The 21,593-nt window shown below is 36.2% G+C and carries 15 protein-coding genes; 6 read left to right on the forward strand and 9 right to left on the reverse strand.

Features of this window, described 5'->3' with window-relative positions:
- Positions 1–40: 40 nt before the first annotated feature.
- Positions 41–2,209 carry a pyruvate formate lyase family protein gene (locus RBU59_RS09365; RefSeq protein WP_308147615.1) on the reverse strand — a complete coding sequence of 723 codons (2,169 nt, stop codon included), beginning with the start codon at positions 2,207–2,209 and terminating at the stop codon, positions 41–43.
- Positions 2,210–2,227: 18 nt separating this feature from the next.
- Positions 2,228–3,121: a glycyl-radical enzyme activating protein gene (locus tag RBU59_RS09370; RefSeq protein ID WP_308147616.1), complete on the reverse strand. Its 894-nt coding sequence runs from the start codon at positions 3,119–3,121 to the stop codon at positions 2,228–2,230.
- A gap of 332 nt (positions 3,122–3,453) precedes the next feature.
- Between RBU59_RS09370 and RBU59_RS09375 the strand changes: the two genes are divergently transcribed.
- Positions 3,454–4,404: an AraC family transcriptional regulator gene (locus tag RBU59_RS09375; protein WP_308147617.1), complete on the forward strand. Its 951-nt coding sequence runs from the start codon at positions 3,454–3,456 to the stop codon at positions 4,402–4,404.
- A gap of 227 nt (positions 4,405–4,631) precedes the next feature.
- Here RBU59_RS09375 and dapA read toward each other — a convergent pair whose 3' ends face one another.
- Positions 4,632–5,510 carry a 4-hydroxy-tetrahydrodipicolinate synthase gene (dapA, locus tag RBU59_RS09380; RefSeq protein WP_308147618.1) on the reverse strand — a complete coding sequence of 293 codons (879 nt, stop codon included), beginning with the start codon at positions 5,508–5,510 and terminating at the stop codon, positions 4,632–4,634.
- 211 nt (positions 5,511–5,721) lie between these two features.
- On the opposite strand from dapA, the gene RBU59_RS09385 reads away from it, so the two are divergent.
- Positions 5,722–6,564: an AraC family transcriptional regulator gene (locus RBU59_RS09385; RefSeq protein WP_308147619.1), complete on the forward strand. Its 843-nt coding sequence runs from the start codon at positions 5,722–5,724 to the stop codon at positions 6,562–6,564.
- Positions 6,565–6,567: 3 nt separating this feature from the next.
- On the opposite strand, the gene RBU59_RS09390 is transcribed toward RBU59_RS09385, so the two are convergent.
- The 4 genes from RBU59_RS09390 to RBU59_RS09405 form a co-directional block, all read right to left on the reverse strand.
- Positions 6,568–9,714, reverse strand: coding sequence for an alpha-mannosidase (locus RBU59_RS09390; RefSeq protein ID WP_308147620.1), 3,147 nt, complete (start codon positions 9,712–9,714; stop codon positions 6,568–6,570).
- Between the two features lie 476 nt (positions 9,715–10,190).
- Positions 10,191–11,147, reverse strand: a complete 957-nt coding sequence (locus RBU59_RS09395; RefSeq protein ID WP_308147621.1) for a hypothetical protein — start codon at positions 11,145–11,147, stop codon at positions 10,191–10,193.
- 217 nt (positions 11,148–11,364) lie between these two features.
- The gene (locus RBU59_RS09400; RefSeq protein ID WP_308147622.1) at positions 11,365–12,948 is read right to left on the reverse strand and encodes an extracellular solute-binding protein; all 1,584 of its coding nucleotides are present in this window, start codon (positions 12,946–12,948) and stop codon (positions 11,365–11,367) included.
- A 164-nt stretch (positions 12,949–13,112) separates the two neighbouring features.
- Entirely contained in the window at positions 13,113–15,212 is a 2,100-nt protein-coding gene (locus RBU59_RS09405) for an AraC family transcriptional regulator (protein ID WP_308147623.1), read from the reverse strand.
- A gap of 340 nt (positions 15,213–15,552) precedes the next feature.
- On the opposite strand from RBU59_RS09405, the gene RBU59_RS09410 reads away from it, so the two are divergent.
- The 4 genes from RBU59_RS09410 to RBU59_RS09425 all read left to right on the forward strand — a co-directional run bounded on the left by RBU59_RS09410 (position 15,553) and on the right by RBU59_RS09425 (position 19,443).
- The gene (locus RBU59_RS09410; RefSeq protein WP_308147624.1) at positions 15,553–16,524 is read left to right on the forward strand and encodes an ABC transporter permease; all 972 of its coding nucleotides are present in this window, start codon (positions 15,553–15,555) and stop codon (positions 16,522–16,524) included.
- A 55-nt stretch (positions 16,525–16,579) separates the two neighbouring features.
- Positions 16,580–17,503: a carbohydrate ABC transporter permease gene (locus RBU59_RS09415; protein WP_308147625.1), complete on the forward strand. Its 924-nt coding sequence runs from the start codon at positions 16,580–16,582 to the stop codon at positions 17,501–17,503.
- A gap of 99 nt (positions 17,504–17,602) precedes the next feature.
- Positions 17,603–18,604: a glycoside hydrolase family 130 protein gene (locus RBU59_RS09420; protein ID WP_308147626.1), complete on the forward strand. Its 1,002-nt coding sequence runs from the start codon at positions 17,603–17,605 to the stop codon at positions 18,602–18,604.
- A 248-nt stretch (positions 18,605–18,852) separates the two neighbouring features.
- The gene (locus RBU59_RS09425; protein ID WP_308147627.1) at positions 18,853–19,443 is read left to right on the forward strand and encodes a 50S ribosomal protein L25; all 591 of its coding nucleotides are present in this window, start codon (positions 18,853–18,855) and stop codon (positions 19,441–19,443) included.
- Positions 19,444–19,565: 122 nt separating this feature from the next.
- On the opposite strand, the gene RBU59_RS09430 is transcribed toward RBU59_RS09425, so the two are convergent.
- Positions 19,566–20,990, reverse strand: coding sequence for an MATE family efflux transporter (locus RBU59_RS09430; RefSeq protein WP_308147628.1), 1,425 nt, complete (start codon positions 20,988–20,990; stop codon positions 19,566–19,568).
- Between the two features lie 18 nt (positions 20,991–21,008).
- A complete protein-coding gene (locus tag RBU59_RS09435) occupies positions 21,009–21,449 on the reverse strand; it encodes a MarR family winged helix-turn-helix transcriptional regulator (RefSeq protein WP_308147629.1) in 441 nt (146 codons plus the stop codon).
- Between the last annotated feature and the right edge of the window lie 144 nt (positions 21,450–21,593).

Consider the following 21,593-nt stretch of genomic DNA (forward strand, 5'->3'; position numbering starts at 1 on the left):
AACCCAGACAAAGATTTAACAGTGAAGCATATAAAACAAATTAAGCTGATAAAAACCTGTCAACAATCTGCTGTCTGTATTCCTTGGAAAGTGAGGCAAAAAATGCGGAATATCCTGTTACACGCACGATCAAATCCGGATGTTTCTGAGGATCTTCATGTGCCTCAAGAAGTTTCTGCTTTGTCAGGCAGTTTAAGTTAATTAATGTACCACCCATCTGATTATGTGCATGAATTAAAGCTATTAAGGCATCCACACCGCCCTCTGAATCTAACAGATCCATATCTATATCCAGGTGCAAAGGTGAGGAATTGCCGTAACCGGGCTGTACAAGCGCTACCGCATTGGCTTTTAGTGTTGGTGAAAATGTATGCAATCCCATAGCAAATCCCGGATCCGGTTCATTGGAGTGAGAAATCGGTTCTCCGTTTTTTCTTCCATTGGGAGTGGCCGGCAGCTTAGCTCCCAGCTCCTGAATAGAGCCATGTGAAAACATTCCAGGAATAATTGGAAGATGATACCTGGGCGTACCCTCGTTTTTACAGCACCGGACAAAATAATCACGAATTCTTAAAGCCCAATCCTTGGCAGAAGATTCCGGTGTACCAAATCTTTTAATATTTTTCATCATAAGCCGGGTATTCTCCGCCCCCTCATAATTGTTATCCAGAACATCAAATAATTCCTGCCAGGTAATCCGTTTCTCTTTTACGACACGCTGCTCAATTGCTGCAAAAGAATCTGAGACAGTTGCCAAAGCCACCCCGTCAATATTAAAGTTTAAAATATCCACTCCGCCTTCCGAGCAATTAAGTCCCCTTTCAATTGGCCCGTGCATAAACAGGTTATAGACTAATTCCGGCTTATTTCTTCCCATTATTTCATAATGCTTATCATATCCGGCCTTGATACTATCTACAATAGCTTTTGTATGAAAACAGAACCGCTCAAACAAAGCTTCCAGAGATTGTTCTCCCTGTTTTATATCCAAAAGTGCATAATATAGGGCAAACCCCAGATTGCATCTGGTGACATCCTGCAGAGGATACTCTTCTCCCGGTATGCAGGTCCAGTTGCATCCGACTTTTGCTCTTTTTCTGGCCAATTGTAAGGGGTAGCCATTTTGTGAATACCCCTGTTCGCATCCTACATTGCAGGAATAACTGACGCCGGATCCGGCTTCCATGGTATATTCTAAAGAACGCCTTAGCAAAATAGGATTTACATTATCAGAAACCCTTAATGCTATATTTGCCGGTATGGACAACGCAAACATGGCATCCAAAATAAGAAAGGACATCCTGCTTGTCATATCATATTCCCCATCCGGGGTAAGCCCGGCTATCTGGGAATAATGAGTATCATTAAAAAATAGACTGGCTATATACCATACTGCCTGTTCGTCTGTCACAAGTCCCTCTTTACTGTCTATTTCATAATATGGCTTTAATACCTCATCCAGCTGGTCAAGAGCTCCTCCTACGAAATAGGTGCGGTCCAATGTCTGGAAATGTGCAATAAACTGGCAGGCTTCCCTTAAAGTTCTGGGCGGATTATGAATGAGCCATTCATTCACTCGTGCCATATCCATTAAATTTTCTTTGATTGCCAAATCTGTTTCTTCTTCTGCCAACCTCTTTGCTTCATTAGAAAGAGCCAAAATCCATTCCTGCATTCCTAATACAACCTGTTCTTCTCCGTCATAAAATTCAGTACTCGCAGGGGCATTCAATTCTTTATAATATCGTATTTTTTCTAACAAACCGCCCCATCCAAGCTTTAGTCCTATCGTCATATCTCCTGCACAATGATTCATTCCGCCAAACCCGGGACGAGTGTCATACTTTTCCCATATCTCAAAAAGTTCTTCCGGCCGGTCCTCCGGTGCAATTTCAATCGGAACATAGTTGATTATAGGTCCGATCCATGCTCCGGCAAGCGCGCTGTTTTTATTGATATATTTGGGTATTTCATTAAAGAATCTCCTTAAATGCTCCCCAATAGCAAGCGGACCGCATACTATTCCTGACTTATGGTTAGGTTTGGCCTCAAACTTAAAATCAGGATAATACACAAAACCCCAGTCATCAAAATCCAGTGATCCGAAGTATTTTATCTTAGTTTCATTAATCTTGACTTTATCTTCGTGCAAATTATGTATTCTTTCTTCATATAACGGTGACAATAAAACCTTATCTGTATTTAACATCATTACCCCCCTTGATTTTTATGTTTTGCAGGCATTTAATCCACAATTTTTTAGAATTGTTATCGCTTTATCAACCGTTTCCTCAGTTGGTGTCTGTGTATGGTATAATTCATAACTAAGCCCAAGAGCCTTATATTTACTGCTGCCAAGCTTGTGATACGGCATAACTTCCACCTTCACAATCCTTAAATTCCTTAGCATATTCCCGATTTCTTCAATTTGATCCTCATTCTGACCAGGAATGAACGGGATTCTGACAATTATCTTCTGGCCGGCATCCGACAGCTTACATAAATTGTCCAGAATCAATTGGTTTTTAACACCGGTAAGTTGTTTATGGCGGATGGAATCAGCAGCTTTTATATCATATAAAAACAGATCCGTTACTTTCAGAATTCTTTCAAAATAACTCCAGGGTACACATCCGGCTGTATCCACTGCAGTATGAATTCCCTTATTCTTACATAGGGTAATGATTTCTTCCAGAAAGTCAATCTGAAGCATAGCCTCCCCTCCGGAAAAGGTAACCCCACCGGAAGAATTATCATAATATAGCTTATCTTCCACAATAGTATTTAAGAGATAGGAGCTGTCTACGTTTAACCCTACGCCAACCAATGCTTTGGAATAACAGGTTTCGGTACACCTTAGACATCCGGTACATTTTAACCGGTTCAGCTGATGCTCACCACTAACATTTTGAAAATGCACCCCGGCAGTACATACCTGATAACAGGCTCCGCAGCCAATACATCTTTCCGGATAGAATTCAATCTGGTTGCTTTTATGAATGGATTCCGGATTATGGCACCACCTGCATCTGAGATTGCATCCTTTGAAGAAAACCGTCGTTCGGATACCAGGGCCGTCATGTATGGAAAATTTTTGGATATTAAACAACTTGCCTTCCACGGATACTATTACCTCTTCTTTCCTGTGATAACTGAATTATATACATTGGAAAGATGAAAATCATTGCAGTTTTTATACAAAACCTCTCATTTCTTTAACTTTTAAGTGCGAGATAAACTTTAGAGTTAAAACTTATGATTAGTTCTAATTCACAAGTTATCTGTGGTATTTTTTTACAGTATATATTATAATGAAAGCGAAATGAGGAAGACGAGCTTGTTCGTGTTCCGATTGGAGCTACAAGATCATGAACTTGTTTTTCAGTTCATGATATAATGAAAGCGGAATGAGAAACTCGAGCTTGTTCGTGTTCCGATTGGAGCTGCAAGATCATGAACTTGTTTTTCAGTTCATGTTATAATGAAAGCGGAATGAATTATTACGGGCTTACCGGTAAGGAAAGAGGTTTATTTATGCTCCCTATATACCTAACAGAAAACGATAATAATTTCTCTTTTGATATTTCTATTCATAACATAAAAAATGATGTATATCCCCATGGGCATAGCTTTCTGGAACTCCATTATGTATTTGAGGGGTTGGGTATTGAGAAGATAAATGGGATAGCACATATAATGAAACCCGGTACTTTTGCTGTCATATTCCCGTATCAGGTTCACGAAATGCATATTCTTAATGGTTCAAAAGTCCGACTATATAATCTTTGTTTATCGGCTAAAACTTTATTTGATCAGGATGAATACGGACTGGTTATGAACAAGCTTTTATTTGATATAGACCTAAATGCCAGGACAATTTATGATATGGATGCAGAAACTTCAGAAAAGGTTTTTACTCTTTTAAGTGAGATACATGCAGAATATAAAGAAGACGAAATCTGGAGAAATTTTATGCTGAAAGCAAAAATAACAGAGTTATTTATATTATTTGACCGCTATCGAAGATCCTTTGTTACGAAAGATAATGACAGTCTTCAAACCACCTTGGGCAACGATACCTGGTCCATCATTCATTATGTCTATAAGAACTGGAATACCAATATTACTTTAAAAAGCCTGTCACAACTTTTTTATTTAAGTGAATCCTACATCAGTACAATATTTAAGCAATGTCTGGGTATCAGCTTTCACATTTTTTTACGGGATTTGCGTATTGAAAATGCCTGCAGCTTGTTAACCTCCTCAAAAATGTCCGTTACGGATATCGCTTATGAGGTTGGATATTTATCCTACAGTACATTTGTAAGAGTATTTCATACCAGAAAGGGTGTGAGTCCTGTTATGTACCGCCAGATAATAAAAGCAAATGCCTCTAAAACTTAACGGTTTAAATTTAATAATACAGCCGGACAAAAAGAGTGATATAACTATGGGGTTTATTATACGATAGTCACTTTATATGAGATTTCTGACTACATTTAATAAGCCCCAAGCTGTGAATTCCTTTATTGTTATTTAATTATACATTCGTCTTTCATAATGCTACTTCTTATTGCTGCTTTATTACATGATTATATAATTCACCATTATAAATACTATCTCCTCAGAAATTATTTATATTTTCTGAAGTTTAGCACTTGATCCAATTTTTCTTTTAACGGATCGGTAATCTGCGTTAAGGGCAGCCTTAATTCATCGGAATCCAATAATCCCAATTCCTTTAAACAATACTTAATCGGTGCCGGATTGGGCTCCTTAAATAAAAGCGGGATAAAAGGATACAATTGTCTCCAAGTTTTTAGTGCTGCATTTTGATCGTTATTTTTTACTTTATTATAAACGTCTACAAACAACTCCGTCTTTAGATGGGATGATGCCAGGATTCCACCCTGTCCTCCTAAAGTAAGTGTTAAATAAAATAGGATATCCTCACCGGTCAAAATGGAAAAATTCTCAGGCCGATTTAAAAGTAAAGCCATCGTCTGCTTAATATCTCCGCAGGAATCCTTTAAACCCACAATATTCTTATGTTCTGCCAGTCTGTATAAAGTTTCGTTTTCAATATTCGTCCCAGTACGGTAGGGAATATTATAGACAATTATATTTAACCCGGTTTCTTCGGCAATACTTATAAAATGCCTGTAAATACCCTCCTGGCTCGGTCTGTTGTAATAAGGACAGACGGATAAAATACCTTCAATAGGATATTTCTTAGCAATTTTAGCCTTATTAATTACTTTAGCGGTATAATTCCCACCTACCCCTACATAGATAGGCAGACGGCCTTTATTGAACTCCAGGGTCTTTTCAATCATTTCCTCAAATTCATAATCAGTTAATGTGGGGATTTCACCGGTTGTTCCTAAAGGAATCAATCCGCTTATTCCCTTATCGGCATAATGATCAATCAGTCTCTTATATGATGTATAGTCTATTTTACCATCGATAAATGGGGTTATTATGGGTAACCAGACACCAGAAATCGGCATAAAAATACCTCCTGTAAATAGAAATCCTAATAGTTTTATATTACATTTTATTGAAAAAATGAGATTTTGCTACTTTTATTCACCACTTTCTCTCACTCATTGATACTATTTTATAAAACATTATTTTTTAAAAATACCTTTATAATGCTTTAAATATTGCAAATAGTGCTGTATAATTAATCATGAAAATAATACTTGAAAGGAGACTAAAATGGCTAGTTTTGATAAACTGGGTTATTTAAACGATGATTTCAGAATCTTTCATAACATAGATGCGCAAAGAAAAGTCTTTGATTACCATTATCATGATTTTAATAAAATTATGATATTTTTAAGAGGTGATATGAACTACTTCATTGAAGGCAGAAATTATGTGTTAAAACCCTATGATATCGTTCTTGTAAACGCGGGGGAAATCCATAAGCCTTCTTTCCTTACCGATTCAACTTATGAAAGAATCATTATTTATGTTTCACCTGGCTTTATCGGAACATATAAGGAAAAGGATTATGACTTAAACTATTGTTTTGACCGCGCAAAAAAAGAGCATTCCAACGTCCTTCGAATCCCCTCCATCGATAAAAGTAAACTTTACCAGGTATGCAAAGAACTGGAACACTCCATTTATGACAACGAGTTCGCCAATGAATTATATCAGCGAATCTTATTTCTGGAATTTATGATTCAATTAAATAGAACCGCCATATCTAATCGCATTAATTATATGGATTCGGATATGGCGAATTCTAAACTGCTTGAGATATTAGACTATATCAATGTAAATCTTTCAGAGGATATTACCATTGATGACCTGTCTGCCAGATTTTATTTAAGCCGTTATTATTTAATGCATTTCTTCAAAGAAGAAACCGGGTATACCATAGGAAAGTACATAACGGAAAAACGCCTGTTACTGGCTAAAAACCTGGTTCATAACGGAAGCAGCTTAACGGATGCCTGTTATAAAAGCGGCTTTAAAAATTATTCCACTTTCTCCAGAGCATTTAAAAGAGCCTTTAAAACAATGCCTAAAAATGCTACTTATATTGATTAAATGTTATTTAAAAGTAACTTTTAAAGTTTTGATTTCATAAGGTTTGATGGTAAAGAAAACATCTCTGCCGTCATAATCCACAGGCTGGCCGTCTTCTTCCATCATATTGCACTCTTCAATAGAAGCGATTTCTTTGCCAAAGTTAAGTATTGCATCGGTTCTGCGGTTAAAACACTCATAAAGACGAAGGATAGTACTTGCATCTTCTTCCGCTTTCTTTACTACTTCTACAATAACATTATCCTGGTTTGAAGTTACAAAAGAATAGCTGGGGCTTAAAGTTCCGCCTTCCTGTTCTTTCACAACTGCTGTCAATGGATTATTGATCTGGTATGCCTGTTTCACGGTACCTGCTTCTCTCCAGTCTCCCTGATGAGGGTAGAAAGAATAAGTAAACTCATGCACTTCCTTATCTGCTTCAGGATTCGGATAGATTGCTGACTTTAACATAGACAAACCGATTACACCATTTTGTACGCTGCAGCCATACTTACAGTCATTTAACATACTGACACCATAATTGTCCTCTGATAAATCAAGCCATTTGTGTACACATACTTCAAATTTAGCAAAATCCCAGGAAGTATTGGCATGGGTCGGGCGTTTCACGTTACCGTATTGGATATCAAAGGTTGCTTCACTGGAATGTATATCCACAGGGAATAAGGTTTTCACAAAAATCTGATGTTCTTTCCAGTCTATTACATTCTTAATATCGATACGAGGTATTTCCTGATACATATAAATATATTGGGTGATAGTTGAGTCTAAGTATTTCCGTTCCACTTTTATACAGGATCTTACCGGACCGTCTTCCAGAACTTCCATAGACTCTACCTGATCAACCTCCCAGGATTTTTCTACATAATAGTTATTTACATCCCAGGCATCATAATTATGCGGTCTGTCCTCATAACTCATAATAACATTGGCAGCCTGACCTTCTTTTAACACTTCTCGATCCGCACGTTTATCATAAATATGTGCCAACTGGCCTTTTTTATTAAATTCAACAGTAAAATAATCATTTTCCATTACAGAGACAGATACTCTTTTGGTTGGTTTATCTTCCGGTAATTCCTCTTTTAATATAAAGGTTTTGTAACCTTTGCCCGGAACTTTATCTGCTTTAAAAATATAATTTCCGTCAGCGGTTTTCTGAACAGCCAGCTTTTTCTCGCCGTCATAAACAGTTGCAGCCTTGAATCCATCCGGGCATTCAAAAGTAACAATTTCCTCTGCTTCTGCACTGTTAGGATTATAAACTACAAGTGAATATTTTGGTGCATTTACTTTCTCTGTTATGCTCTTAAGGGAGTCCGCAACCAGTTTTCTGTTTATTGAGAGGATTCCTTCATACTCTTCTTTAGAATCATCATATACTTCTTTTATGGATGATCCGGGAAGAATATCATGGAACTGGTTTCTTAATATAACCTCCCAGCCTTCGTGCAGTTTGGTATCCGGATAAGCTGAATTGTTTAACTGGTTATTAAGCATAGCATACAGTTCCGCATTTTGGTAAGCAAATTCAGATTTACGGTTATATTTTTTATTTCTTGCCATGGAGGTATAGGTTCCCCTGTGATATTCCAGATAGAGTTCCCCAACCCAGGACGGAAGATATTTTTTATCTCTTACATTCTTATCCAGGGTCTCAAAAAAATTCTTAGCGGTACTCATAACCGTCTTTGGACAACCCGGAATTCCTTTGGAGAGACGTCTCTGATTCTCTAACATATCCTGTGTAGGACCGCCGCCGCCGTCCCCAAAACCAAAGGACATAAGCACCTCATTATTCAGATATTTCTGGCTGTAACGTTTCCAGCCGCCTTTTACCTGGGCCGGGTTGATATAACCGTTGTAGGTGGTGTAATGACCTGTTTCAAATCCGCCCTCTACAGCTGCTTTACTGTAATCTCTGGTTGGTATAAAATGGGTGAGTACACGGCTTCCGTCAATTCCCTCCCATTCAAAGGTGTCACAGGGCATCTTATTAATTTCGTTCCAGCTGATTTTGGTAGTCATAAAATAAGGCAGACCGCACTTATTCATGATCTGAGGAAGAGCTGCAGAATAACCGAATACATCCGGCAGCCACAGGATAGAGTTATCTTTCCCGAATTCGTCCTTAAAGAATTTCTGTCCATGTATAAACTGACGAACCAGAGCTTCACCGGAAGCTATGTTACAATCCGCTTCTACGAACATTCCGCCCTCCGGCTCCCATCTTCCTTCCGCTACTCTTTGTTTGATTTCTTCATAAACTTCAGGGGCATTTTTCTTAACATATTTATAAAGCTGAGGCTGGCTTGACATAAAGATATATTCCGGATACCTGCGCATTAATTCCAGTACGGTGGAAAAACTTCTTACTGCTTTATCCTCTGTAACTTTTAATGTCCATAACCAGGCACAGTCAATATGGGTATGTCCCACGCAATAGACAATCGCTTCGGAATCCCCGCATTGTTTCTCATAAAATTCCTTAGTTATATATTCCTGTGCCTTCTCCAAGCTGTCATAATATTCTTTTGATAATTCTTTTCTTAAATCCAATAGATTTAAGGACTCATTCAGGTTTTGAATGATCGTTATATAAGCTTTGTCTTCTTCATTTAACATACGGGCTACGTTGTAAGGTACGGATAAATCATAAAAATACTTCTCCGTTTTACGGTCTAATACTTTTAATTTGGAATCCAACTTTAAACTGAAGTTCTGATCACCGGTAAATGCTGATAACAGAATACGGAAAGTTTCTCCCGATACTGCCTTTTCCGTTAATATCACTTCGCGGTGATTGACATCCAGACCTTGTCTTACTTCACCGTTCACATAAAATAAAAATTGTGGATTGGTAGCATCCCATAAACCTTCTTTTCCCGTAGTTACTTCATAAACCACACACTTACTTTTAAAATTATCCGGTATTGTAACAACCGTTTCAAACCAGTAAAACTCCCGATGTCCGCCCCAAATCTGCTGGTGATTGAAATCCGACCAGCTTGAAGTATCAAGATTCTTCACATCCTGAAACCGTTCATCGGTACGAATCATCTTATAATCTGTAATATCAACCTGTTCCTGATACACCAGTTCCTGCAGATATTCCAGCAGTTTACCTATTCTTTCCTTAATAAGTACCATTTTTACCTCCTGATTTAGATATTTATTTTAGCGAATCTGTTCTTTTAGATACCCATATGAGTATTTTACATACACTTAACTCATTATGATATATCTATGCTACCACTTTGGGATTAATCTGTACATTCCATAATTTTAAAAAAGGGGTATATTTTTAAACTGATTCTAGCAACAAACTTTTTTCATAATTTAATCCATACAGGTAATATAAGAAAGAAACCGGTTGACCAGACACTAGTACTGATGCTTTCGCAGATTACATTATTCAGCCAAAGGAAAGGGTGGCATTACATAATCTGGATTGACCTTATTATCCTCTGGAAATTTTCTGTGGGTACAGGACATTCCAAAAGAAAGGAATATATAAGATGTTCATCTAACATTACTCCTCTTGAATATCTTCTCGTATTAATAAATAAATTAGATAACCATGCAAATTCTATGAATTCATTTTATCCTTTGTTTGCCTGTTACACTTACGATACAGGATATTTCATAAGTTCAGCTAGCAATTCATTTATGTTAATTTTTGCTGAGGCTATATATTTATCAGCGGCACCATAATATAAGTTTAATTGACCGTCAAGAATATATGCCCCCTCAGGAAAAACAACATTACTGACATCACCGGATATTTCATATTCTTTTGTAGGCTCTAAAAGTGGGTAAGGTAAACGAGCGATGACATTGGCCGGATTTTTCAAATCAAGGAGTGCTGCACTGCATCGATATACTTTTTCATCATCTACCCCATGATACAATAACAGCCAACCTTTATCCGTTTTCAGCGGAGGTGTACTTCCACCGATTTTTTGATTTTCCCAATTATACTTTCTTTTCATGATGATTGAAGCATTTATTCTGTCTTCATAACCAATCCAGGAATCTTTCGAAAGTAATTCATCAAAGCTATTAAAATAATCTAATTGGATATTTGGTGATATTCTATGTATATATGCAATCTTTCCATCAATTCTTTCAGGTAAAATAAAAGCATCTTTATCATAACCGAAATGCTCTATAACACCCAGTTTTTCATATCGATCAAAATCTTCTGTTCTAGCTATAGCTACTCTTGCTTTAATTCCGTCATATGCCGTATAAAAAATATAAATATTATTTTCGAATTCAACGATCCGCGGATCTTCACAGCCTTTTACCTCATAAGGCAGCGTAGGGAATATTACTTTTTTGTTTGAATCATATAATATATTATTATTCGTATCAAGCCTTGCATAACCAATGGAAGAAATATAGTTTTGTCCATCTTTTATATCACTGTTTGTTGCCCTGTATAACATATGAATTATCCCGTCTTTATAATAGATACCGGGATTAAACCGGGCATAACATCCCAGTTGATCTTTCAGTGGTTTCATTACAATTCCTGTTTTTTCAAATTTAATCATATCAGTACCAATTGCCCAAAACATTTAAAAATGTGTCTGCCGGTAGATAGTTGGAAGCGGGAGGCAGAGGCAGCATTATCCTTTATTTTGAATTTTTCCAACTTAGCTCTTATAAAGAAATCAGGTAATTGCGATTGATTAATTTTCTAACCAATTAATTTCGCAATTACCATTAAAGATTAGGGTGTCCCTTGAATCTAGTAAAGGGAGGGTAAACATTTCGTATCATTTTCCGCTATATTTACTTTGCTGCATCATAATCTTCCATCCACTGAACATATTCTGTATTCATAGCTTCAGCAGCCGGAAAATAGGTATTGTTTAAAAATTCTTCGAACGTTTTAAGATCCGTTTCACCAACAATATATTGAACTTCCATCTGCGATAATTTCGTTATTAAATCCGGATTATCCGCCGAAAAAGTAGTATATAAAGGAGCTTTAATTGATGGAACCCTGATGCCTGTAACAACGGATTTCATGGCATTATAATCGTTATAATATTTATCCAGACGTTCTTTTGTTGTTGCATTTTCAACAATCGCCGAAGAACCATCTTTTGCATAGGTAAATGTAAAATAAGAACTTGTTATGCCCTTTAATGTATTTTCCTGTTCCGCCGTTCTGTCCACAGATCTGCTCTCGTAGTCATAAGAATTGTAATCTACCCCTTCTCTTCCTAAAGACATCAATACAAATCCATCCTTTGACATACCGTAATCAAGTAATTCCAGACATTTATCCACATCCGCATCCGCTGAAATCATCCACGCTCCCCACATAGACGGGGTTATGTAACTGTTTCTTTCTCCTTTATCATTCGCAGGCGGTCCTATATAGGTAAATCTCTCACATGCATCCGGTGTATTAGCTAACAGACCCATAACATCCACCTGATGTCCGACTTTGATTCCGGCCGTACCAGCCGCCAGTTTTTCGTCATCCACAGCATATTCATTGGTAAAAAATTCAGGATCCAGAGCTCCGTCAGCATATAGATCACGTAAATAGGTTAAATAAGGAATGTATCCACTCTTTTTTTGTCCGATTTTATACTGTCCGTCTGTATCTTTAATTCCGTCAACCACTCCAAAAGCAGTTTTAATTGGAATCATATCAACAAAGGTACCCATAGCGTAAGATAGTCCATAAGTATCATCTTTACCGTTTTTATCAGGATCGTTATGCGTAAACTGATGTGCAACCTCTTTTAATTCCTGTAAGTTTGTCGGAGCTTTCAGCCCTAAATTATCGAGCCATTGCTGATTAATAATAAAACCCCAGTAATTATCGACATTACATTTGGGAATCGCCTGGATTTTACCAGTTTTTGTAGAACGAATAGCATTCCAATAGTCTTCCGGCACCGTAGCCATGATATTAGGATAATTCTGAATCTTATCATCCAGTTCTGCTAATAACCCGTCTCCTGCCCACTGTTCATAATTTTTATCCGCACCACCCCAGTTATAAATGATATCCGGAATATTGCCGGCTGCCATTGATATCTGGAGCTTTTCATTATAATTATTGATGGGAGGTGCTTCATATTCAATATCAACATTCAATTTATCTTCCAATTCTTTTAGAATCGGATTGTCCTCCACAATTACCTCTGCATTTACCCTGTTCAGGATATGAATTTTTACCGGCTTACCTTTTTCTTTATTCTGTTCGACGTTGTTTTCTTTCGCCGTACTGCCGGCCCCCGATGTAACTGCAGAATCTTTGGCAGTATCTGACTTCTGGCAACCGTTAAATATTGTTAATGTCATTGCCATAATACAAGTTATTGCCGCCAGTTTTTTGAACATAATTTTTTTCACAATAAATCCCTCCTAATAGTTTGTTTCATAATTACTGGTTTTAAAAATTTACCATTATAATGTTTACCCCGTTTCCTTTCACAAGCCAAATTATATTTAGCCGTATGCACAAAGTAAATGACAAAGATGACTTACAATAACACAACATGTCACTTATATCCTTATCATGCATTATTGTTATTTATTTGCATTTCTCTAAATTGACCGGGTGTAATTCCTTCCATATTTTTAAATACCTTAATAAAATAATGAGCATAACTAAAGCCTGTACGGTGGGATATTTCTTCCACAGTTAACATAGTGGTAGATAATAATTCCTTTGCAAGAGATATCTTTTTCATGTTTACATAATCATTAAAGCTATAGGAGGTTTCTTCTTTAATTAATTTTGCCAGGTAGTTTCGGTTCATATTAAACTGATAGGATATGGAGTTCAAATTAAAATCATTTTCAGTCAGATTGGAATCAATGTATTCAATTATGGCTTCATTTATGATACTTTCGTTGTTTGGGTTTTTCTTTGCTATCTCAGAACATATGGATTGTATAAAATTAAGCAATATATCATGGATCTGACTCCTGCTGTGAATATTTTTCATATCGGAAGAACCGGATGTTTTTATAGATATGGGAAGAGAAGATATCCGTGTCAGTATTTCATTCTGTAACTGGTAAATGTAATTTTTGATCTGTATATCTGTTAATAAACCGCCCTCCTCAAAAATATGTTTTAAGAATTTCTCGGTGTAAAAGATACATCCTTCCGTATTTTTGACCAGCAGATTATTGATTAACTGTTTCTCCAATTCCACCGGATATATGATGGGGCTTTTCCTTTCCTGGAACCAGCGGTAATTTATAATATGATCTGTAATGGACAACTTATACTGCTGTATTTCATCACATTCCATATATGCAATAGAAAGAAGCGCAGGGTCTGTTTTACCGGAACTGACAGCAATATACACTTGCTGATAGTATTTTTCGTTGAGTTTCTGGTAAAACTGCCGCAAATAGTTATCGGTAAGCTGTTCCATTACGGAGTTGTTATTGTAATTTACAATAATGGCAACCCGATTACTAAAGATGGAAATAGGTTTCATTACTAAATTTCCTGCCGGAGCCGATAATTCTTCCAGTATTAAGGATACCGTTTTATAAATCTCCAGCTGATTATCGTTTACATCAATTAATAAAAGACTGTAATTATTATATTTAAAGAACTTTTCCATATTAGATGCCATAGGAAGTAATTTATCTTTTCCGTGACAGGAACCGGTCAGCATATCTTTCATTAATTTATCATTATAATCGGTAAGTACCTCTTTAATTGGTTTTGTTGTAAAACACAATATAATATAAGCAATAATAACTGCAGTAACAAATAATAAAAGAATGATTACCAGTAGAAAATAGTTATTGAACATTTTGCTGAAATTAAAGGAAAAGGGAACCTGCACATAAAAATAACTTTTTAGAGATGAAGAATAGGTAACCGCATCCATTACCCCGACTTTTTTATTAAGAACAGACCAGAAGCTTCTGCTTGGGAAAGCATTGTCAATTTCCTTTTGCTTTTTCATAATGCTTTTGTTTAAATTATTATAATCCCTGGAAATTAATATTTTATTATTTTCATCATATACATATAGGTTTATCTCTTTATCACCGGTATTAGACTTCATAACATCTTTATATAACTGCCCTACGTCAATATTAACACTTAATACGCATCTGGCCTTTGTACCAACTGACTTTAGCGGTACAATGACGGAATAGATTAATACGTCATTATTAACCTTGTGAGGAGGAACCGTTGTCAGATATTTAGATGTGACTGCATCTATAACCGCACGATCAAAGAACTTTTCTTTTCTGAAACAATTGCCCCGTTTCGAATCAAAAAATACCCCCTCATCCTCCGAATACAAATATACGGAATGTATGTATTGATTCCCCATAACGATTTGCTTTAATTCATCATATAACTTAATACTGTTTGTAATTTTCAGCTTTCGCTTCTGTACTAAACTCTCAAAATCACTTTCATAAATTGCAAGTTTGTTCACCTGATCCGAAATCTGTTTTATCACCAATTCAAACGATGAGCTAATTTGCTGCACAAGATTTTTATTAGTTTGCTCCATCTGCCTGATATATACTTTCTGCATCGTATTATTAAAAAGAATTATGCCAGAAATCAATATAACCAACAATAAACCTGCTATTAAAATAATAAAATACTTTCGTATCCTTTTTTCCATTAATATCTCCTCCGATTATACTAATAATATAGATGATTGGGAAGCAATTTAGTCGAAGATAACTGAAACCAGAAACAAATATCAATTCTATGGTATATTCTCCAAACTATATAGTTTCGCAATTGTCTAGATAAAGTCAGTATAAAAGGGGACAAATGATTATTCAATAACATTTATAAACTGAATAACACTTTTGCATAACATTTATTTATTGTTCCATTAACCTAACTATTCTTTTGTTAATACTGAATTATGTTATATACAGGCATTATTTCTATTTACTTGACTATTTGGCTCACCTATAATGATGACAAAATTGTAATTCAGAAAGGAAAACGTAATGGGTATGTTTAAAAAAAATGCGGACTCATTTGAAGGAATGAGTCAAAATCTTATAATCCCCAAAAAACAAAATCTCGGGAGTTATATAAAAAGGAAACGGTATTTATACCTTATGTTAATACCTGCATTGCTTTATTTTTTAATATTTAATTATGCACCAATGTATGGTATCCTGATTGCCTTTAAGGACTTCAGCTTTAAAAAAGGGATCTGGGGCAGTGACTGGATCGGGATAGAAAATTTCAGGTACATGTTTCAATTGGATAACTTCTATACGGTATTTAAAAATTCAATACTGTTAAGCTTTTTAAGAATCCTCTTTACATTTCCCATACCGGTACTTTTGGCGCTGCTGTTAAATGATATAAAAAGTTCAAAGTACCAGAAAGTTATACAGACTCTGTTCTACCTGCCTCATTTTGTTTCCTGGGTAGTAATCGGCGGTATTCTGATTAATTTCTTATCACCGGTTAACGGAGTTATCAATATCCTGATTCAATCTCTGGGAGGTCATCCGGTTTTTTTTCTGGCTGAAGATAAATACTTTAATCCCATTGTTATTTTGACTAGTATATGGAAAGATTCCGGTTGGGGTACTATCATTTATTTGGCGGCAATTACGGGAATTTCCAACGATTTATACGAAGCAGCCAGGATTGATGGGGCGAATAAGTTAAAATGCCTTAGATATATTACCCTGCCCTGTATTAAGTCAACCGTCGTTATTATGTTAATCCTAAGGCTCGGCAGCATTATGAATAATGGTTTTGAACAAATCTTTATTTTACAGAATTCCAAAAATCTTGGTGTATCCGAAGTATTTGAAACTTATACTTACCGCCTAGGCCTTCTTGGCGGAAGATATTCTTTTGCAACGACGGTAGGATTGTTTACTTCCGTAATAGGAATTATCTTCCTGTTAGCAAGTAATAAGATAGCCAATAAAATGGGGGAAGAGGGAATCTGGTAACGGAGAATGAAGATCAACTCCCAAATATCAAAAAAGAAAAGGACGGCTTCTATTTATGAAAAAAGAAAAGATATATACGAAAAATAAACGCAGTTTTTTAACCCGGTTAAAGAATATGACACCAGCCGATATCTTTTATCAGATTTTTGTCTATGTTATTGTGACCGCTTTTGCAGTTATCTGCTTCTATCCATTATTATATGTATTTGCAATTTCCATTACTCCTTATACGGAATATCTGGAAAATCCCCTTAAATTAATTCCGGGTACCCTCGACTTATCAGCTTATAATAAATTGCTGCATTTGCCGTTGATTTATTCCGGATACCGGGTAACCATATTCATTACAGTAACAGGAACTTTATTAAATATCTTTTTATTGTGTATCACTGCATACCCTTTATCCAAAAAAGATTTAAAGGGCAGAAATATTATTCTTGCCCTAATTACCTTTACCATGTTTTTTAACGGCGGATTAATTCCTAATTTTTACATCATCCGCAGTCTTCATTTATACGACACCATATGGTCCTTAATACTTCCCGGATGCCTTGGAGCTTATAACTTAATCTTAATGAAAAACTTTATCACAAGCATTCCCGCCAGTCTGGAAGAATCTGCCTATATTGACGGAGCCACTGAGTTTCAGGTATTATGGAAAATTATTGTCCCTTTATCGAAACCGGCTATAGCAACTTTTGTAATCTTCCATGTGGTAAGTCAATGGAATTCCTACTTTAATGCAATCATCTATACAACAAAACGGAGCTTATGGCCATTAATGCTGGTACTGCGTGAAATGGTGGTAGATGACGGCATGGCACTTGCCAACCAGTCAACCGCTGCCGATTCATTAATTAATACATATACCTTAAAAATGGCTACTATCATTGTCTGTGTCCTTCCAATATTATGTATCTATCCCTTTATGCAGCGCTACTTTACCAAAGGGTTATTAGTGGGTTCTGTAAAGGGTTAAGACAGGCGGAGATTATTAAAAAAAGAGAAAGGAGCACCACAGTGGATATTAGTCCTTCGATTTGTGGTGATGCGGATAACTATCCGCAAGTGAGATAAGATGAGTATAATGTTACCGGAATTAAAGTCAAGTACAGTAATTAAACGGGTAAACCAAGGAGAACCTGTTCTAAGTTCAAAGGATATGCCTTATGAAGCAGACTGTATCTTTAATGCAGGAGTAGTAAAATATAAAGACAAATATGTTATGGCTTTCCGGAATGATTATGATTATAATGGTAAAGGCGGTTTTCGTAAATGTTTTATCGGATTGGCTTTCAGTAATGACGGAGTAAAATGGGACATAAACAAAGAACCTTTTTTAACATCCGCCGATATACATGATCCGGATGTAACCCGGGTATATGATCCACGGTTAACGGTGATTGATGATGTATGTTATCTTTGCTTTGCCGTAGATACCAGACATGGAGTCAGAGGCGGAATTGCAGTAACGAAAGATTTAAAAACCATAGAAGTATTATCGTTAACTGCTCCTGATAACAGGAATATGGTTCTCTTTCCGGAAAAAATAGGCGGTAACTATGTGCGTTTAGAGCGGCCCTTTCCCGTTTATTCAAGAGGCGGAATTGACCGCTTTGATACCTGGATTTCCTTTTCGCCGGATCTTCGTTATTGGGGAGATACGAAACTTTTATTAGCTGTTGAACAGGTTCCGTTTGCAAATGACAAAATCGGCCCGGGGGCACCGCCAATCAAAACAAAAGCAGGCTGGCTTACCTTATTCCATGCAGTAGATATAGACAGGACAAGAGGTAAAAACGGTTGGGAAGAGAAATGGCAGAAGCGGTATTGTGCCGGAATCATGCTTTTAGATCTGAAAGATCCAACGAAAATTATCGGTTTGTACAAAGAACCATTAATTGCACCGGAAACCAGGTATGAAACCGAAGAAGGATACCGAACTAATGTCATATTCCCGGGTGGTATGATATTAGAGGACAATGGTGAGGTAAAAATCTATTACGGTGCCTCCGATACTATAGAATGTCTTGCTACTGCCAATGTTGATGAGTTAATTGCTCTCTGTTTACCCTGCTGAGTCTACAAAATTACATCATATAAGAATTTATTTTAGTAATACAATTTTATATATATTTTTTAATTTTACGTCAATAATAATTTAATCTTGATATTTTTCTGTTTTGATTTATAATAACCATGAAGAAACATTTACAATTCACAAATAAAACAGGAATTAACAGATTCTATTTGTCTTTTGCGAAGTTTCAATAATAAGATATGTAATATTATTTACAAAATACATGTTATATTAAGGAGGCTACGTACATGAAAGAAACTGTAACAATGAAATTTGTAACAAGAAAAGAAATAACCAAAGGTACCAACAATCAATTAAGAAAGTTGGGCTATCTGACTGGTAACATATCCGGTAAGGGTATCCCCTCCGTTGCTGTTGCCGTTAAAAAAGATGAACTTAGAAAATATCTTAATAAGTACGGAAGAAATACCATATTTAAACTGGAGAGTGAAGACAATTCTACATATAATGTAATGATCAAAGACATCCAGATTTCCCCTGTAAACCATGATTTCAGCCATGTGGATTTTCAGAAGATAACCCTTTCTGATGAGATAAAAACAGAAGTTTTGCTTAAGATAACCGGTATTGAACTTCTGGAATCCAAACATCTATATCTAAACCGGCAAATGGATGCCCTTCTGGTAACCGGATTGCCGCAGAATATTCCGGAAGATCTTGCTATAGATGTTTCCGGTTTATCTGCCGGTGAAGTTATTACGGTAGGTGATTTAAAACTTCCGGAGGGCATCCGCGCTGAAATCCATCCGGAGCAGATTGTTCTTTCTGCAAGCGTATCGAAAAATGAAGAGGTTCCGGAAGAAACTCCGGAACAATAATATAACCATCAAGGGCTGTTGCAAATACTGTAATAAACTCAAATTTTTCACAGAGTTTATTCCTATATCTGCAACAGCCCTTTTACAATAATCAGACTATTTCAACAATTAAATACTTAAATTTATTCAATATCATTTACAGCAGTTTCAATACAATCATCAATATCAACTTCAGCAATTTTCAGTTTCTCTGTTTTTATGGAATTATGGCTGTTATCGAGCTGTTTCATTTCTATCATAATAAAGGTACCGGTAATCACTGATGATATAACATCCGCTAAAGGTCCCGCTGATATAACACCATTCAGCCCAAAAAATTTTGGTAATATGAGTAATGCCGGAATTAGAATTAAGACCTGCCGTGAAAGTCCAAGTAAGGCAGAATGTTTCGGTTTACCCACAGCCTGGAAGTAATTAGAGGAAATAATCTGGAATCCGATAATCGGCAAAAACATCAAAAACCTTTTAAGTGCAAATACACTGAATTCAATCAGTTCCTTATCTTTCCTGTTAAACAGAAATACCAGCTGCTCCGGAAATATTCTGGTGACAATCCAGCCGATTATTACAATTGCCGTAGCAAAAATAACTGCTAATTTATACGCCTCTTTTACTCTTTTATATTTCTTAGCACCGTAATTATAACCTATAATAGGCTGAACACCCTGATTGATACCAAAAAGAGGCATAATCATAAGCGTAACAATACTATTTACAACACCCATACCGGATACGGCTACATCACCGCCATACGTACCCAAGCTGGTATTCAGAATAAGATTCTGTACACTTGCCGCCAGCTGCATGGCAAAAGGAGCAGTCCCTACAATTATGATACCTTTAACTGCAAAAGTTTTTAATAATAAATTTTTACGGATTATTTTTAATAAACTGCTGCCACGAAGAAAATACAAAAATACCCACGCTGCCGAAATAAATTGTGCAAGTATGGTAGCAATTGCTGCTCCCCGCATTCCCATACCGAAAACAAATATAAATAAAGGATCTAAAGCAGTATTAATTATCGCACCGATTAACATGGTATACATTGCGATTCGGGGATTTCCCTCCGACCTTATGAAATTATTCATACCCATTCCAAGTGATTGAAATACACCGCCGATTAATATAATCTGCAAATAATCCCTGGCATACGGTAATATCTGTTCGCTGGCGCCCAAAACTCTTAACATTGGATCCATAAATATCAACCCAAACACAGTTATTAAGATCGAACTGATTATTAATAAACTGATTGCATTTCCAAAAATAACTTCCGCTTCTTCTTTTTTATTTTCTCCTAAACGAATGGATACTAAAGAATTAGCACCGATACCTATCAGCATTGAAAACGCCATCATAATTAACATAACAGGGAAAACGATTGTAATACCTGCTATACCTAAAAAACCCACACCATTTCCTATAAATATTCGGTCTACTACATTATATAAAGCATTCACAATCATACCGATAATAGCAGGTATGGAAAATTTAAATAACAACTTTGATATCTTTTCTTCTCCTAATTGTCTGGATTTATCCATTTAATCACTCCTGTCCGATCATTCTTTACAGTTCTCGGTAACCCGTAATAAATAATTCTTAAAATTAACAACTTCTTCTTCTGTAAAACCTTTTAATATTCTGAAACTATTCTCTGTGGCGATATCCTCCAGCTCTTTTAACTTATCCGTCGCTTTTTTGGTAACCCTGATCAGACAGGATCTTTTGTCCTGGGGATTCAGAACACGTTCGGCCCAGCCCTGCGCTTCCATTCTTTCCAGAATTCCGGTCATTGTAGGCCTGTCAAATTCCAGCCTTGCTGCAATACAGGCAGGTGATAAACCTAATTCATTATTATTTATTTGATAATAATAAATCTCCTTAAGTACTGCCAATTGACCGGGCGTTATATCAAATTTACTTAATTTATTAGTAAAGTGACATTTTGCGGACATGGCTGCTCTGTGTAAGATATACCCTATTTCTTTTTCCCTGTTCATATTTATACCTCCTGCATAACGCAGACCTGTCTGCGTTACTGCTTTAATAAGTAGTTTGAAAGGAACTTTCAAACTTTTCACCTCTAAGATAGTTAGTATACTAACTATTTTAAATAAAGTCAAGGCTGCAAGCTATTTTTTCAA

This window comes from Anaerocolumna sp. MB42-C2, from assembly GCF_030913705.1.
GTDB lineage: Bacteria > Bacillota > Clostridia > Lachnospirales > Lachnospiraceae > Anaerocolumna.

What these genes read in the sequence shown, in the direction of transcription:
- RBU59_RS09365 (WP_308147615.1), bottom strand. Translation starts at nt 2,209, where the DNA reads ATGTTAAATACAGATAAGGTTTTATTGTCACCGTTATATGAAGAAAGA.
- RBU59_RS09375 (WP_308147617.1), top strand. Translation starts at nt 3,454, where the DNA reads ATGAACTTGTTTTTCAGTTCATGTTATAATGAAAGCGGAATGAATTAT.
- dapA (WP_308147618.1), bottom strand. Translation starts at nt 5,510, where the DNA reads ATGCCGATTTCTGGTGTCTGGTTACCCATAATAACCCCATTTATCGAT.
- RBU59_RS09385 (WP_308147619.1), top strand. Translation starts at nt 5,722, where the DNA reads ATGGCTAGTTTTGATAAACTGGGTTATTTAAACGATGATTTCAGAATC.
- RBU59_RS09390 (WP_308147620.1), bottom strand. Translation starts at nt 9,714, where the DNA reads ATGGTACTTATTAAGGAAAGAATAGGTAAACTGCTGGAATATCTGCAG.
- RBU59_RS09395 (WP_308147621.1), bottom strand. Translation starts at nt 11,147, where the DNA reads ATGTTTTGGGCAATTGGTACTGATATGATTAAATTTGAAAAAACAGGA.
- RBU59_RS09405 (WP_308147623.1), bottom strand. Translation starts at nt 15,212, where the DNA reads ATGGAAAAAAGGATACGAAAGTATTTTATTATTTTAATAGCAGGTTTA.
- RBU59_RS09410 (WP_308147624.1), top strand. Translation starts at nt 15,553, where the DNA reads ATGGGTATGTTTAAAAAAAATGCGGACTCATTTGAAGGAATGAGTCAA.
- RBU59_RS09415 (WP_308147625.1), top strand. Translation starts at nt 16,580, where the DNA reads ATGAAAAAAGAAAAGATATATACGAAAAATAAACGCAGTTTTTTAACC.
- RBU59_RS09420 (WP_308147626.1), top strand. Translation starts at nt 17,603, where the DNA reads ATGAGTATAATGTTACCGGAATTAAAGTCAAGTACAGTAATTAAACGG.
- RBU59_RS09425 (WP_308147627.1), top strand. Translation starts at nt 18,853, where the DNA reads ATGAAAGAAACTGTAACAATGAAATTTGTAACAAGAAAAGAAATAACC.
- RBU59_RS09430 (WP_308147628.1), bottom strand. Translation starts at nt 20,990, where the DNA reads ATGGATAAATCCAGACAATTAGGAGAAGAAAAGATATCAAAGTTGTTA.
- RBU59_RS09435 (WP_308147629.1), bottom strand. Translation starts at nt 21,449, where the DNA reads ATGAACAGGGAAAAAGAAATAGGGTATATCTTACACAGAGCAGCCATG.